Genomic DNA, 15,067 nt, shown 5'->3' with positions numbered 1-15,067 from the left:
CAGTACATCCGTGGTCGGCGATGGAAGCAATCTGCTTGGACCCTATATGGGGATGATTACCGAAATGTGAAGGCCTGCGGCCGAACGGCACCGCGGTCAGGCGGCCGAATTCTTGCGCGACAGGTCATCTTCCCAGGCGAGCGCGGATTCCACGATCTCGTCGAGATCGTCGAAGCCCGGTGCCCATTTGAGCTCCTTGCGCGCGCGCGCGGCATCGGCAATGACGCTGGCGAGGTCGCCCGGGCGCCGCGCGGCCTCGCGGACTGCAAAGTCGCGGCCGGAGATCTTTTTGGCGCTTTCGATCACCTCGCGCACGGAATAGCCATGGCCATAGCCGCAATTGGCGATCAGACTTCCGCCGCCGGCGCGCAGGCGCTGCAGGGCGAGCCGATGCAGACGCACCAGGTCGCTGACGTGGATGAAGTCGCGCACGCCGGTTCCGTCCCTGGTATCGTAATCGGTGCCGAAAATATCGACATGGTTGCGCTTGCCGAGCGCGGCCTCGCAGACGACTTTGACCAAATGGGTGGCGCCCGCCGTTGACTGGCCCGCGCGCCCCTTCGGATCGGCCCCGGCGACGTTGAAGTAGCGCAAGGCGGCGTAGTCGAGGGGATGGGCAACGGCAACATCGCACAGGATCTGCTCGACCATCAGCTTCGACATGCCGTAAGGCGTTTGCGGGGCGACCAGCGCGTTCTCGTCGAGCGGCTCGACGCCGCCGGCGGCATAGACCGCGGCGGTCGACGAAAAGATGAAATGGCGCACGCCGCCGTCGACGGCACTCTCGATCAGGGCCCGCGACTTGCAGGTGTTGTTTTCGTAGTAGGCCAACGGCCTGACGACGGAGTCGGGGACCACCACGGATCCGGCGAAATGGATCACCGCCTCGATCCCGTGTGCCGCGATCACGCGCCGCACGAGCGCTGAATCGGCGACATCGCCCCGATAAAACGCCGCCTCGGGCGCGACGGCCCATTCGAAACCGCTCGCCAGATTGTCGACGACGACGACGTCCTCGCCGTGGTCGAGCAATTCCCAGACCATGTGACTGCCGATATAGCCGGCTCCGCCGGTGATAAGCACCGCCATCGCCCTACCCCCGTTTGGCTCGCCTCTGTCTCCGGGCGGCATCGGCAATGGCGCAGCGACGCGTGGGCGGTCCGCCGCACGCCGGTGAAAATCCGCGATTCAACAATACGCCAGAACCTGAATGCAGCGCGGTCATCGCGCATCATGCGCAGCTTTGCCCTAGCGGAAGGTTAAGACGGCACCGCCGGCGGGCCCGGGCGGGATGTGGCCCGACGCCCGGCGCTAGCGCGCGACGATCCAGTCCGCAAGCCGTGCCGCAGCCTCCTCGACATGGTCGAGACGCCGGTGGAAGCACAAGCGGAAAAACCCTTCGCCGCCGGCGCCGAACGCCGCGCCCGGTGCCAGGCCGACATTGGCTTCGTCGATAATGTCGAGCGCGGCGCGGTGCGAATCCGTCACTCCGGCGATACCGAAGAAGAGATAGAACGCGCCTTCGGGCACCGCCAGCCGCACCCGCCCGGTCGCCGTCAAGGCGCGGCAGATACGGTCGCGGGCGGTGCGCGCGCGTTCAACCTGTTCGTCCACGAAGGCGTCGCCCTGTTCCAGCGCCGCAACCGCGCCGCGCTGCAGGAAATGCGGCACTCCGGAATTGGAATATTGCACCAGGTTTTCGAACAGTTGCTGCAAATGCGGCGGAATTCGCAACCAGCCGATCCGCCAGCCGGTCATTGCCCAGTTCTTGGAAAAACTGTTGACGAACAGGATGCTGTCGCCGGCCTGCGTCACGTCGAGGAAAGACGGCGCGCGCGCATCGTCATAGTGGAAGCGCGAATAGATCTCGTCGGCGATCAGCCAAAGCCCCTTGCGGCGGGCGATGTCGCGCAGCTGTTCCAGCGTCGACCTGTCCGCGGTCCAGCCGGTCGGGTTCGACGGCGAGTTGACGAATATGGCACGGCTGCGCGGGGTGATCGCCGCCTCCAGCCGGGCCAGGTCCAGCGTCCAGCCATTCTCCGACAGGTCGAGCTCGACCGGCACGGCACGCGCGCCGGCGATTTCGGCAGCGGCGGCGAAATTCGGCCAGGCCGGCGCGATATAAACGACCTCGTCGCCATGGCCGGCCAGCGCCTGCAACGCGAGCAGGATGGCATGCATGCCGCCGCCGGTGACGATGAACTCCTCGTCGGAGAAATCCGCTCCGAACTGACGCCGGTAATAGGCGGCGAGCGCGGCGCGCAGCTCCGGGATGCCGCGCTGCCAGGTGTAAAACGTGTCGCCGCCGCGCAGGCTGTCGACGGCCGCGTCGCAGATGAAACCGGGCGTGGCCAGATCCCCTTCCCCGACCCAGAGTGGAATGAGACCCGGGCGGCCGCGACCATGACCGATAACGGCGGTGATGCCGCTTTCGGGCGCACGCCGCGCTTCATCGCGCAGGTGATGAAAAAGCTTCGACGACACGTCCGGCTCCGGCAAACAATCAACCAAACCGGCGCGGCAGGCCCTTGCGCCGCGCCAATGCGCTAGATCATGGCGGCGGCTGTCTGGCCGCCATAATCGTCTTGCTGCTGTCGCACGGGATATAGCGAAAACCGCCCAGGTCGGTTCGCCGCCCGCACAACCTCCTTCTCGCCGCGCCTATTTGCCCTTGGCCAACAGGTCGCGGATCTCGGTCAGCAACTTCACGTCGGCCGGAGGCGCCGGCGGCGGAGCAGCTTCCTTTTCGGCCTCCAGTCGGCGACGCAGATTGTTGACCGCCTTGACCATCAGGAAGATGATCCAGGCCAGGATCAGGAAATTGAGCAGCACGGTGATAAAATTACCGTAGGCGAGTACGGCACCTTGCTCGCGCGCCGCGTCCAGCGTCGCGGCGGTAACGCTCGACGACAGCGGCACGAAATAGTCGGAAAAGTCGAAACCGCCGAAAATCGCCCCCACGATCGGCATAATGATATCGTCGGTCAGCGATTTCACGATCAGCGCGAACGCACCGCCGATGATGACGCCGACGGCAAGGTCCATGACATTGCCCTTGGCGACGAACTCCTTAAATTCCTTCAGCATATACTATTCTCCTAACGCCGAATCCCCCGGCCGCGCGAGCGCGCCGCCGACAGTGACTATACTGGCGGGCGGCTCAAAGAAAATGCCGACCGCGGCACAAATCGGCGCCGTTGCCATCACGGCCAGGTGGCTGTGCCTCCAAAGCATCAATTGCAATTTCGCCGCCGCGGTGAAACGCTGCCGATCATGATCGCACGACAGGGACGGGAGGTGGAACGTCGTTGAGCGGTTGGGTCGTCGTTATCATCGCCATCGCCTATGTCACCATGCTGTTTGCGATTGCCAGCATCGGCGACCGACGCGCCGCCAATCGCGACACGATGCGCTCGCGCCCGATCATCTACGCGCTCAGCCTGGCGATCTATTGCACCTCATGGACCTTTTTCGGCTCGGTCGGGCTGGCGAGCGAGCGCGGCTTCGAGTTCATCGCCATCTATATCGGCCCGACGCTGGTGTTCCTGTTCGGATTTCCGCTACTGCGCCGGATCATCCGCCTGTCGAAAGCCGAGAAGATCACCTCGATCGCCGACTTCCTGTCGGCGCGCTACGGCAAGAGTTTCGCGGTCGCGGCGATCGCCACGCTCATCGCCACCGTCGGGGCGGTTCCCTATATCGCGCTGCAGTTGAAGGCCATCTCGGGTTCCGTCAGCCTGATGGTCGAGCACTATAACGGCGCGCCGCCGGCCATCGACCTGTTCCTCGGCGACATCTCGCTGCTGGTCGCACTGCTTCTGGCACTTTTCGCCGTTCTGTTCGGCACGCGCCACTCCGACGCGACCGAACACCAGGACGGGCTGGTGCTGGCGGTCGCGGTCGAATCAGTGGTCAAGCTCGCCGCCTTCCTGGCGCTCGGCGCCATGGTCGCGTTCGTGCTGTTCGACGGCGCCGGCGGGCTGATCGACATGGTCGCCGCCGATGCCGCAGTCGACGCGGCGCTGGCCTATCCGACCTCGCTTGCCACCTGGTTCGTGCTGACGGGCCTGAGCGCGTTCGCCATCATCATGTTGCCGCGCCAGTTCTACGTGATGATCGTTGAAAACCGCAGCGAGACGGAGCTGCGCCGCGCGAGCTGGGTGTTTCCGGCCTATCTGGTGGCGATCAACCTGTTTGTGCTGCCGATCGCGTTTGCCGGGCTGGCCGTCGTCGGCGGGCAGACGAGCGCGGACCTCTACGTGCTGTCGCTGCCGCTGATGAGCGGCCACGATCTGCTGGCGATGATCGCCTTTATCGGCGGTTTGTCGGCAGCCACGGCCATGGTGATCGTGGCCAGCGTCGCGCTGTCGATCATGATTTCCAACGATCTCGTCATTCCGCTTATGTTTCGCCGGCTTTTGACGCATGGAAGGCGCGAGCACGAAGACTGGACGACCGTCATCCTCAATGTCCGGCGCGCGGCGATCTTCTGCATCCTGTTCGTGGCGTTTCTCTATTACCGGGAATCGACCTACAATACGCGTCTGGCCTCGATCGGGCTGATGTCGTTCGCCGCCATCGCCCAGTTCGCACCGTCCTTCTTCGGCGGGCTGTTCTGGCGCGGCGCCAATGCGCGCGGCGCCCTGATCGGCATGACGGTCGGTATCTTGACTTGGTTTTACACGCTTTTATTGCCGTCAATCGCGCCGCCCGACACCGACATTATCGTCAATGGGCTGTTCGGCCTGGAGGCGCTGCGCCCGCAGGCGCTGTTCGGCGTTGAAGCCGAGCCGCTCAACCACGGCACGTTCTGGAGCCTGCTGCTCAACACGATCGGTTTCGTGTTCGGCTCGCTGTCGCGGCAGGCCGTGCCGCTGGAGCGCATTCAGGCCTCGATCTTCGTGCCGCGCGACGTCAGTCCGATGCCGAGCCTGCGCCGCTTTCGCACCGCGGTCACGGTCAACGACCTCAAAGACACGATCTCGCGTTATCTCGGCGTCGAACGTACCGAACGCTCCTTCGAGAGCTTCGCCCGCTCGGAGGGCCGGCGGATTTCCGGCAACGAGCAGGCCGACATGGCGCTGATCCGCTATTCCGAGCAGTTGCTGGCCAGTGCCGTCGGCTCGTCGTCGGCGCGGCTGGTTCTGTCGCTGCTTTTCCAGCGCAACGACCCCTCGGCCAAGGACGCCTACCGCCTCCTGGACGACGCCTCCGAGGCGCTGCAGCACAATCGCGACCTCTTGCAGATCGCGCTCGACCAGATGGAGGAAGGCATCACGGTGTTCGACCGCGATTTCCGGCTGACCTGCTGGAACCGGCAGTTCCGGACCCTGTTCGACCTGCCGGACGAGCTCGGCCGCGTCGGCGTGTCGCTCGGCCAGGTCGTCGACGCGCTCGCCAGTCGCGGCGACATCGCCGACGGCACGGAGGCCGACACGATCGACCGGTTGACGCGTTTCGGCAAGCCCTGGTTGATCGAACTTCTCACCAGCGGCCGCATCATCGAAGTGCGGTCGAATCCGATGCCTGATGGCGGGATCGTCGCCACCTATGCCGACATCACCCAGCGCGTGCGCGCCGATCTGGCCCTCAAGGCCGCCAACGAGACGCTGGAACAACGGGTCACAGACCGCACCGGCGAACTGACACGGGTCAACGAGGAGCTTGCCCAGGCGCAGATGCTGGCCGAGGAGGCCAATCTCGGCAAAACGCGGTTTCTGGCCGCCGCCGGCCACGACATCCTGCAACCGCTGAATGCGGCGCGGCTTTATTGTTCCTCGCTGATCGAGCGGACCAGCGAGGAGCCGGTTTCGGCCGCAGCAGCGGCGATCGACTCCTCGCTGGAATCGGTCGAATTCATCCTCGGCGCGGTGCTCGACATTTCCCGTCTCGATGCCGGTGCGATGAAACCCGCCGCCAGCGCCTTCCGTCTCGAGGGCCTGATGCGCCAGATCGGAACCGATTTTTTGCCGCTTGCCCGCGAGAAAGGCCTGGATCTGCGCATCGTGCCGTCCTCGCTGACGGTGGCCACCGATCGCAACCTCATGCGCCGCCTGTTGCAGAACCTCGTGTCCAATGCGATCAAATATACACGCAACGGCACCGTGCTGGTCGGTGCGCGGCGACGCGGCGACCTGGTCGAAATCCAGGTGCTCGATTCGGGGATCGGCATTCCCGCCGACCAGCTCAACACGGTTTTCCGGGAATTCCATCGCCTCGACGCCGGTGCGCGCGAGGCCCAGGGCCTGGGTCTCGGCCTGTCGATCGTCGACCGTATCGCACGCGTGTTGCAGCTCGAGATCAGGATCGGCTCGCATCATGGCCGCGGCACGGTGTTTTCGGTGATCCTGCCGGTTGCGCCCGCAATCGCGGAACGGGCGGCGGAACGGGCGGCGGGCGAACCGCGCGCGGCCTACTCGCTGGCCGGGCTACGCGTATTGTGCATCGACAATGAAAACCGCATTCTGGACGGCATGCGCCTGCTTCTCGAGGGCTGGGGCTGCGACGTGACGACGGCAACCGGGTTGGCCGCCTATCGCGGCTGCGGCAGCGCCGAGCGCGGCGCCCCCGACGTCATCCTGGCCGATTATCACCTCGACAATGACGATGACGGGGTGGCCGTGGTCAAGGCGCTGCGCAAACTGCACAAGGAAACGATCCCGGCAATTTTGCTGACCGCGGACCGCTCCGCCGACGTCCGCGACCAGGCAACCGAAATCGACGTGCCGGTGCTCAACAAGCCGATCAAGCCCGCGCAATTGCGCAGCCTGCTGGCGCGCTGGCAGCGGATCAGCCCCGCGGCCGAATAAGTCCCTAGTTTTCCGGCGCGAGAAGGGCGTCGGCGCCGATCCGGGCAAGCTGGATGACCGCCTGGGTGCGGCTGTCGACATCGAGCTTTTGCAACACTGCGGAAACGTGAGCCTTCACCGTCGCTTCCGACACGCCGAGTTCGTAGGCGATCTGCTTGTTGAGCAGCCCGTCGGCCAGCATATTGAGCACGCGCGCCTGTTGCGGTGTCAGGGACCGCAGGCGCCGGATCAGGTCGAAGATTTCCGGATCCGATTCCGGACCGAGCTCCTCTTCGGTCGGGGCCGAAACCCCGCCTTCGAGTACCGTCGTCACGGCGATGCGTATTTCGTCCATGCTGGCGGATTTGGAGATAAAACCGGACGCGCCGAGCTCCAGCGCCCGCCGGATCGTGTCGGTGTCGTCACGCGCCGACACCACAACCACCGGCACGACCGAATTGATGGCGCGCAGGGCGACGAGGCCTGACAGGCCGCTCGCCCCCGGCATCGTCAAATCGAGCAGCAAAAGATCGACATCGTCGCGCCCGCATACCGCCGCCTTGGTTTCCGAAAAGGTCCCGGCCTCGAGGATGGTGATGTCGCGGTCCATCGACACCAGCGCCTGTTTCAGCGCGCCACGAAACAGCGGATGGTCGTCCGCGACGATGAACGTATAGCCTGAAGACAAACGCCCGGCCCTCCCTGTCTCCGTTTCCTTGCCCGAACGGATGACGCGCCGATTATGCGGGGATGATACGCCATTTCAAGCCGCGCGGCCAAACCGGGCAACAAACGGGCGGCCGCATGCCCTGCCGGGGACACCGAAAGACAGCCGGCGCAACGGTTTGCCGTTGCCCGTCGCCCGATTGTGATTTGTGCGCCGGCCGGAAAACCGGGCATTGTCGGTGCCGTCTCGGAGCTGCGGACCCCGTTGATGGAACCGATTCGTCAAGTCGCCATGGTCTGTATCGGCCGCGCCGTCATGTTCGGCGCGATCGCGATCGCGCTCGTCATGCTGTCTTTTTCCTTCAATCCGGCGCTCGCCTTCCGCTCCGGCGCGATCACCACCATGGTCATGGCCGGCATCCTCACCTTCAAGGCCGTGGCCGCCATGTCGCAAAATCCGAAACGAACCGAGGTCTGGCTCAATCTCGCCGAACAGTTCCGACCGCAAAACCCCGAAGCCAGGCTGGTGTTCCTGAAAACCCTGCGCGAGGTCTATGGCCGCTTCGCCCGCGCCAGCTTCCTGATCGCCTGTGGGTTTTTCGCCGTTTCGATGGGATTGGTCGCACTGGGTTTCGATACGGCCCCGTTCACCCCGGCAACGCCCCTCGTCAGCCAGATCCGCCCGTAGCGCGGTTTTCGTGAACGGCAAGGCAAATCCTGGCAGACGCGAGCCGAATCATGCGCTAGTCCGAAGACCGTCCAGGCCGGGCCGCTGCATGGGGTCGCCCCGCCATCGACCGAGGGAGGATTCGTGGACACGACAGCCGAGACTGCGCCGACGCCGGCCGAGCTTGCCGAAACGCATCGCGCCTTCGTCAACACCTGGGAATGCGACGAGAACGCCCATCTCAACGTGCAGTTCTATTTCAAGCGCATCGACGAGGCGGCGCGATTCTTTGCCGCCACGCATGGCGGCGCGCTCGACGGCGCCTTGCCGCATGTGCGCCACGTGCGCTTTCACGCCGAACTCCATGTCGGCGCCATCACCCGCATCCTCAGCGGAACGATCGCCGACGGTCCGTTTCGCGGATATGTGGTGCATCTGCTCGAAAATCTGGAGACCGGCGCGCTGGCGGCGACCGCGCTCGACACGCCCAACGGCGCGGACGGCACCCGCGCCGTCCCGGCGGCAGCCGTGGCGCGCGCGCTGCCGCGCGGCGTTGAGCCCGAGCCCGCCGTCCCAATGCCCGGCGAAGCCGTGCTCGCGGCAAACGGGCTGATCGCCAGCCGCTCGATCGCGCTGCCCGGCGAGTGCGACGCTGCCGGCCGGCTCACCGAACAGTTTTATGTCGCCCGCTTCACCGACGCCGCGCCGCATGTGTGGGAGCAAGGCGGCGTAACCATCCGCTGGCTGCGGCGCCACAATTACGGCCGCGTCGCGCTGGAAATGAAAATCACCCACCATCAGGCCGCGCGCGCCGGCGACGGGCTGCTGCTTTATGCGCGCCCCTCGGCCTTTTCGGGCAAGACCTTCCGGCTGCGGCACGAAATGAAACGACTTTCAGACGGCGCGCCGCTGGTGACCGGCGAGGTGGTGGCGGTGGTTCTCGACCTTCAGACGCGCAAGAGCGTGGCGCTTCCCGCAACGCTCGACACGGACAGCGCGTGCGGGCATTGACGCCGGCGGCCGTCAGGTCTTCTGCGATGTGCCGTCGTCGGGTTCGCCGCCGAGATCGCGTTCGAACTCCTTGACGATACCCATGAAGCGACGGAAGAAACGCTCCATGTAGCCCATCGTCTTTTCGAACTCGTCCTCGCTCGGCAACCCTTCCTCGCGCGGCCGGTTCTCGAGCGAGGCGAGCCGCTCCTCGATTGCCGCGACCTCGTCCTGCAATCGCGCGATCTCGTCCTGCAATGCGCGCCGATCGTCAGCGGCCAGCCGGCAAACGAGCCGGCCATCCCGTTGATTGCAATAGGACATCTCCCCGGTTTGGCGATCCATGCGCACGTAACCGTCCTGCGACTTCTCGACCCAATAACGCTCGCCATCCTGCGCGGACGCTGTGCCGCCGGCGGTCATGATCGCGCCAAACGCGGCCGCCGCCAGAATTTCGATTCGCATCTCGCCCTCCGTTTCTTCGCGGATCGACACCAGCACGGCAATGCGCCGGAATTGCGGTTGCTGTCCACAACGGCGCAATAATTTGCCGCCGCCCGCTTCCGCGCAACGGCGTGCGGTTCTATAGGGCGTGCATGAGCACCGTCATTTACAAAATCTGCCCCCGAACGCTTTGGCGAGAGGCTGAGGCGCGCGGCGTCTTCGAGGGCGCGGCGATCGACCTTGCCGACGGCTACATCCATTTTTCGACCGCCGAACAGGCACGCGAAACCGCAGCCAAGCATTTTTCCGGCATGGACGATCTTCTTCTGATCGCCGTCGACGCGGCAGGGCTCGGCGAAGCCCTGAAATATGAGGTCTCGCGCGGCGGCGCGCTGTTTCCCCATCTCTACGCGCCGCTCGATCCCGCCGGCGTGCTTTGGGTGAAACCGCTTCCGCTCGGTCCCGACGGCCGGCACGCGTTTCCGGACCTCGATCGGTGAAGGCGCTTGTCGACGGGCTCGGGCGGCGAGCCCTGTTCAGCCTCGACCCGGAAACGGCCCACGGCCTGTCTATCGCAGCGTTGAAATCCGGCCTGCCGCTGGCGCGGCGGCCGCTCGTCGACCCACGTCTTGCAACCACGGTCGCGGGATTAACCTTCGCCAATCCGCTCGGCATGGCGGCAGGCTTCGACAAGAACGCCGAGGTGCCCGACGCACTGCTGAGGCTCGGCTTCGGCTTCGCGGAGGTCGGTACGGTGACGCCGCTGCCGCAGCCCGGCAATGCAAGGCCGCGCATCTTCAGGCTGATCGAGGACGAGGCGGTGATCAACCGGCTCGGTTTCAACAATCAGGGACATGCCGCCGCCGCTGCTCGGCTGGCCGCGCGCGCGCGAAAGCCCGGGATCGTCGGCGTCAATATCGGCGCCAACAAGGAAGCGGAGGACCGGATCGGCGACTATGCGGCCGGCGTTGCCCGTTTCGCCGGGCTCGCCTCCTATCTGACCGTCAACATCTCTTCGCCCAACACGCCCGGCCTGCGCAATCTGCAGGGTCGTGGCGAACTGAAAACACTGCTGCAGCGGGTTGGCGAAGCACGGGCTTCCTCTCCGGCGCCGGGCATCCCGATCTTTCTCAAGATCGCACCCGATCTCGGCGAGGCCGATCTCGACGACATCGCCCTGGAAGTCACGGCGCAGGGAATCGACGGCGTCATCGTCTCCAACACCACGCTCTCCCGCCAGGGGCTGCGTTCGGCCAAGCGTACGGAAGCCGGCGGGCTTTCGGGCAAGCCGCTTTTTCGCCGCTCCACCGCCGTGCTTGCCCGCATGCGTGAGCGGCTCGGTCCCAAGCCGGCCCTGATCGGCGCAGGCGGCGTCGACGGAACCGAGGCGGCGTTGGAGAAAATCCGCGCCGGAGCCGATCTGGTCCAGCTTTACACGGGGATGATCTATGCCGGCCCGTCCCTGCCCGGCGCGATCGTGGCCGGGCTCGCCCGCCATGCCGAAAAGGAAGGTCTGCGCTCGCTGGCCGAACTCCGCGACAGCCATGTCGCCAAATGGCTGGCCGCGCCGATCGACTGACCCCTTATGGCGTGACGAAGGTTCGCCGAATGCGGCCGGGCAGAACGGCGGTCAGGCTCAGCCCGCGCGCGATCAGGAAGACATGCAGCGCGGCCCAAAGCCCGTGATTGCCCCACCATTGCGGCAGCGCGATCAACGCGACGACGAACAGGGCGAACGACAACAGCATCATGTTGCGCATGTCGCGCGACCAGGTCGCGCCGATATAGACCCCGTCCATCTGAAAGGCGAGCACGCCCGAGGCGGCGGTGAAAGCGGCCCATGGCAGATAGACCGCGGCGCCGGCGCGCACCTCCTGCGCCGTGGTCATGATCGCCACGATCCCGTTGCCGAATCCCAGCATCGCCAGCGCCGCCAGCCCGGCCATGACGAAACCCCACAGCGAAGAAAGCCGCACCGCGTCGACGAACGACTGACGCTGGCGCGCGCCGACGGCACGGCCAGCCAGTTGCTCCGCGGCGGTGGCGAACCCGTCGAGAAAATAGCCGGCGACGAGGAAAAAATTCAGTAGAACGGCGTTGACGGCCAAGGTGAGCGTGCCCAGTTGCGCGCCCTGGCGGGCAAACAGCGCAAACGCCGACAGAAGCACGAAGGAGCGGATCATGATGTCGCGGTTGACGGCGAACATTTCGCGCAGCGCGGTGGCGTCGAGCAGTTCCGAGCGGCGCGGCCGCGGCAGCCGCGCGAAGCGGCGCATAACCATCGTGGTGCCGACCAAAAAGGCGATCGCCTCGCCGCAGACCGTGCCCCAGGCCACGCCTTCGATGCCCCAGCCGAGGCCGAGGCCGAACCAGACCGACAGCGCGATGTTGCAGCCATTGAGTACGATCTGGAGGAAAAGGCCGCGCATGCCCTCGCCACGGCCGAGCACATAGCCGAGGATCGCGTAATTGGCGAGCGCCATCGGCGCCGACAGCAACCGGATCAGCACATAGGTGCGCAAGGCCTCGGTGACGGCGGCCTCGCCGTCGATGAACCAGGCACCGAGAAAGGCGATCAGCGGCGCGGCCGCCAGCAGCAGCCCGCCAGACACCAGCGACACGGCGTAAGCGCGCCAGAACCAGGCCTGTTCGGCGCGTGCGTCGCCGCGCCCATAGGCCTGCGCGACCAGGCCGGTGGTCCCCGAACGCAGGAAGTTGAAGCTGGCGAAGACCAGGTCGAAAATGATCGCCCCGGCGGCGAGGCCGCCGAGCAGGGCCGGATCGCCGAACTGGCCGACCACCGCCGTGTCGGTCAGACCGAGCAGCGGGGTCGTCAGATAGGCAAGCGTCATCGGCACGGCGATCGACAGGATCAGCCGATGGGTGACGACGAAAGCGCGCTGGTTGCCTTGGGGCGCGGAAGGCTCGTTCACGACCTCCGGTTTGGCGTCCATCAATGCCGGTCCCGTTTGCTGACTGCGCCGGCCACCGCCGTACGCCCCCGCCCGTGCGGACGTGGTGCTTACTATTCGGCCGCAGGGGGACAACACAATAGTGCCAGGCCCGGGCTTTTCTTGGCGGTCCGGCGGCCCTAGTTCTTGCCGATGGCGCTTTCGATCGTTCATCATCCCGACTACGATGCCGCGTTTCCCGCGCATCATCGCTTTCCGATGGGCAAATACCGTTTCCTGATGGAGGCGCTGCGCCGGCGTGGCCTCACGCCAGCCGCCAGCGTGCATGTTCCCGAACCTGTCGGCGCCGAGATCCTGGCGCTGGCGCACGATCCGGCCTATGTCGAACAGGTGCTGACCTGCACGGTACCGGCGACGATCGAGCGCGAAATCGGCTTTCCGGTCGGCGCCAAAGTGTCGCGACGGGCGCATTTGGCCGCTTCGGGCACGCTGCTGGCCGCGCGGCTGGCGCTGGCAAACGGCATCGCCTGCAACACGGCCGGCGGCTCGCACCATGCGCGCCGCGCCCAGGGCGCCGGTTTCTGTACCTTCAACGATGTCGGCGTGGCCGCCCTCGCGCTGCTTGGGCAAGCCGCCATCCGGCGCGCGCTGGTGATCGATCTCGACGTGCATCAGGGCGACGGCACCGCCGATATCTTTGCCGGCGAACCGCGCGTGTTCACCTTTTCCATGCATGCGGCAAAGAATTATCCGGCGCGCAAACGCGCCTCCGACCTCGACATCGCGCTGCCGGACGGCACCGGCGACGCTGCCTATCTCGCTCGCCTCGACGCGATCTTGCCTTTGTTGTGCGACTACGGCCGGCCCGACCTGGTGTTTTACAATGCCGGTGTCGATCCGCATGCCGACGACAGGCTCGGCAAGCTCGCCCTGAGCGAGGACGGACTGCGCCGCCGCGACCGCGCGGTGATCGGCCATTTCCACAGCCGGGGCGTGCCCGTCTGCGGCGTCATCGGCGGCGGCTATTCGACCGACGTTCCGGCGCTTGCAGAACGCCACGCAATCCTGTTCGAGGTCGCGGCCGAGTTCGCAGGCGCCGAGGCGCCCGAAATCACCGCCTGACGCTGAGCAGCCGCAGGATGATGAAAGCCGGCACGACGACGGCCGCACCGAGCACGATATAGTCGGCGAAACGGCCGAGGGCGGAAAAGCCCATGTGCCAGATATCCAAGATGACGTCGCGCACTTCCATCCATACCGCCAGCGCCGACCAGCCGAACGCATCCATGACCATGCCGACGAGGAAGGAGACGACAAGCAGCTTGAGCACCAGGCGAACGGGGCTGTCGCCGAGGATCCGGGTCACGCGTCCTGCCACTGGCTTGCTCTCATCCGCTGCTGTTTCCGTCAGCGCCACATAGAGGCTGGCCGCGCCGGCATCAAGGCCGCAATAAGCGTTCAGCTTTTCATTCGGCCCGCGATCAGCCGCGCCACCGGCGGGCCGAAGACCAGCACGATGACGAAGCGCGCCATCTGCAGGGTCATGACGAAGGACAGGTCGACGCTGCGCGAGGCGGCCGCGATGATGGCGACCGAATCCATTCCGCCGGGGCTGGTGGCCAGGAAGGCGGTCAAACCGTCAACGCCGAAAACCGGCGCCATGGCGACGCCCAGCCCGGCACAAAACGCGATCAACAGCAGGATGGCGAGCACGACCTGGGGCAGCGCCCTGCCGGCGTGCGCCAGGATCGGGCGCGTGAATTTGAGCCCGATCGTCCAGCCGATCACGGCATAGCTCGCCGCAAGCAGCCATTCCGGCAATTGCAGGGTGCCCAGACCCGAAAGCTGGTAGGCGGCACCGAGCAGGATGGGCGCCAGCAGCGCGCCGCCGGGAAAGCGCAACGCCCGGCCACCGAACGCGCCGACCAGCGCGATTGCCACCGTGGCGGGAAAGTCCGGCAGGCGCAGTGGCGGAAACCAGTCGATCGGCGGCGGTGCGACGCCGGATGTGTCGACGAACAGGCGGGCGAACAGGGCGGCCGACAGAGAGACGAAGATGACGCGCAGATATTGCATGAACGCGACCAGTCGGGCATCGGCACCGAAAGCGTCGGCCATCACCACCATGGCGGAGGCGGCGCCGGGCGCGGAACCCCAGACCGCGGTCGTGCCCGGCAGCGCACCCCAGCGACCGACGATGGCGCCCAACAGGCCTGAGGCGACCAGCGTGGCGAGCACGACACCCAGGAACAGCGGCCAGCGTTCCAGAAAACCGGCCAGGACCTGGGGCGCGATCGCCATCGCGACCAGGCAGCCGACGACGCCCTGAGCGGCGAAATAGGCCGGTTCGGGCACACGCACCGACGCGCCGCCGACACCGCACAGCACCGCAACCACCATCGGGCCGATCAACAGCGCAGCCGGCATGCCGAGAAGTTCCAGCCCGCCCGCCAACAGCGCGGACGCAACGAAAAGCAGGCCCCATTGCCATGGCGCCGATAGATGTTCGAAACGGGCCGACATTCTTGGAACGGACATGGACGGAAAGCGTTGCCGTGACAATCCAGTCCGTTATGTCGGCTTGCGGCGATCATGCCAAT

Annotated in this window: 14 protein-coding genes; 6 read left to right on the top strand and 8 right to left on the bottom strand. The window is 65.9% G+C overall.

Features of this window, described 5'->3' with window-relative positions; translation table 11 throughout:
* Nucleotides 1-96: 96 nt before the first annotated feature.
* The 3 genes from galE to mscL all read right to left on the bottom strand — a co-directional run bounded on the left by galE (nucleotide 97) and on the right by mscL (nucleotide 3,087).
* Nucleotides 97-1,089, bottom strand: coding sequence for a UDP-glucose 4-epimerase GalE (gene galE, locus EP380_RS01605; RefSeq protein WP_127595861.1), 993 nt, complete (start codon nucleotides 1,087-1,089; stop codon nucleotides 97-99).
* Nucleotides 1,090-1,311: 222 nt separating this feature from the next.
* Nucleotides 1,312-2,484 (bottom strand): pyridoxal phosphate-dependent aminotransferase, encoded by a 1,173-nt coding sequence (locus EP380_RS01600; protein ID WP_127595858.1) that lies wholly within the window; start codon nucleotides 2,482-2,484, stop codon nucleotides 1,312-1,314.
* 177 nt (nucleotides 2,485-2,661) lie between these two features.
* Nucleotides 2,662-3,087, bottom strand: a complete 426-nt coding sequence (mscL, locus tag EP380_RS01595; protein WP_106572214.1) for a large conductance mechanosensitive channel protein MscL — start codon at nucleotides 3,085-3,087, stop codon at nucleotides 2,662-2,664.
* 221 nt (nucleotides 3,088-3,308) lie between these two features.
* Between mscL and EP380_RS01590 the strand changes: the two genes are divergently transcribed.
* Entirely contained in the window at nucleotides 3,309-6,809 is a 3,501-nt protein-coding gene (locus tag EP380_RS01590) for a NahK/ErcS family hybrid sensor histidine kinase/response regulator (protein ID WP_106572213.1), read from the top strand.
* 4 nt (nucleotides 6,810-6,813) lie between these two features.
* On the opposite strand, the gene EP380_RS01585 is transcribed toward EP380_RS01590, so the two are convergent.
* On the bottom strand, nucleotides 6,814-7,476 hold the full coding sequence (locus tag EP380_RS01585; RefSeq protein WP_106572212.1) for a response regulator transcription factor: 663 nt from the start codon (nucleotides 7,474-7,476) through the stop codon (nucleotides 6,814-6,816).
* Between the two features lie 246 nt (nucleotides 7,477-7,722).
* Here EP380_RS01585 and EP380_RS01580 point away from each other — a divergent pair, with 246 nt between their 5' ends.
* Both EP380_RS01580 and EP380_RS01575 read left to right on the top strand, forming a co-directional pair.
* Nucleotides 7,723-8,142 (top strand): hypothetical protein, encoded by a 420-nt coding sequence (locus EP380_RS01580; protein WP_199190491.1) that lies wholly within the window; start codon nucleotides 7,723-7,725, stop codon nucleotides 8,140-8,142.
* Nucleotides 8,143-8,265: 123 nt separating this feature from the next.
* Complete coding sequence (locus EP380_RS01575) at nucleotides 8,266-9,132, top strand: thioesterase family protein (RefSeq protein WP_127595855.1); 867 nt, start codon at nucleotides 8,266-8,268, stop codon at nucleotides 9,130-9,132.
* A 12-nt stretch (nucleotides 9,133-9,144) separates the two neighbouring features.
* Here the strand turns inward: EP380_RS01575 and EP380_RS01570 are convergent, their stop codons facing one another.
* A complete protein-coding gene (locus EP380_RS01570; RefSeq protein ID WP_127595852.1) occupies nucleotides 9,145-9,576 on the bottom strand; it encodes a hypothetical protein in 432 nt (143 codons plus the stop codon).
* Between the two features lie 131 nt (nucleotides 9,577-9,707).
* Here EP380_RS01570 and EP380_RS01565 point away from each other — a divergent pair, with 131 nt between their 5' ends.
* A complete protein-coding gene (locus EP380_RS01565; protein ID WP_127595849.1) occupies nucleotides 9,708-10,055 on the top strand; it encodes a DUF952 domain-containing protein in 348 nt (115 codons plus the stop codon).
* The gene (locus tag EP380_RS01560; protein WP_127595845.1) at nucleotides 10,052-11,134 is read left to right on the top strand and encodes a quinone-dependent dihydroorotate dehydrogenase; all 1,083 of its coding nucleotides are present in this window, start codon (nucleotides 10,052-10,054) and stop codon (nucleotides 11,132-11,134) included. Before EP380_RS01565 ends, EP380_RS01560 begins: the two co-directional genes overlap by 4 nt.
* 4 nt (nucleotides 11,135-11,138) lie before the next feature.
* Here the strand turns inward: EP380_RS01560 and EP380_RS01555 are convergent, their stop codons facing one another.
* Nucleotides 11,139-12,509, bottom strand: a complete 1,371-nt coding sequence (locus EP380_RS01555) for an MATE family efflux transporter (RefSeq protein ID WP_127595842.1) — start codon at nucleotides 12,507-12,509, stop codon at nucleotides 11,139-11,141.
* Between the two features lie 150 nt (nucleotides 12,510-12,659).
* Here EP380_RS01555 and EP380_RS01550 point away from each other — a divergent pair, with 150 nt between their 5' ends.
* Nucleotides 12,660-13,589 carry a histone deacetylase family protein gene (locus EP380_RS01550; protein WP_127595839.1) on the top strand — a complete coding sequence of 310 codons (930 nt, stop codon included), beginning with the start codon at nucleotides 12,660-12,662 and terminating at the stop codon, nucleotides 13,587-13,589.
* Here EP380_RS01550 and EP380_RS01545 read toward each other — a convergent pair.
* The gene (locus EP380_RS01545) at nucleotides 13,579-13,833 is read right to left on the bottom strand and encodes a DUF6460 domain-containing protein (RefSeq protein WP_238719661.1); all 255 of its coding nucleotides are present in this window, start codon (nucleotides 13,831-13,833) and stop codon (nucleotides 13,579-13,581) included. The two genes, EP380_RS01550 and EP380_RS01545, sit on opposite strands and share 11 nt — an antisense overlap.
* Before the next feature lie 92 nt (nucleotides 13,834-13,925).
* On the bottom strand, nucleotides 13,926-15,005 hold the full coding sequence (locus tag EP380_RS01540) for an AbrB family transcriptional regulator (protein WP_106572205.1): 1,080 nt from the start codon (nucleotides 15,003-15,005) through the stop codon (nucleotides 13,926-13,928).
* Nucleotides 15,006-15,067 lie beyond the last annotated feature (62 nt).

Origin of the sequence: Nitratireductor alexandrii (genome assembly GCF_004000215.1) — a bacterium.
GTDB lineage: Bacteria > Pseudomonadota > Alphaproteobacteria > Rhizobiales > Rhizobiaceae > Mangrovimarina > Mangrovimarina alexandrii.
This window is presented reverse-complemented; position numbering and strand designations above follow the sequence as displayed.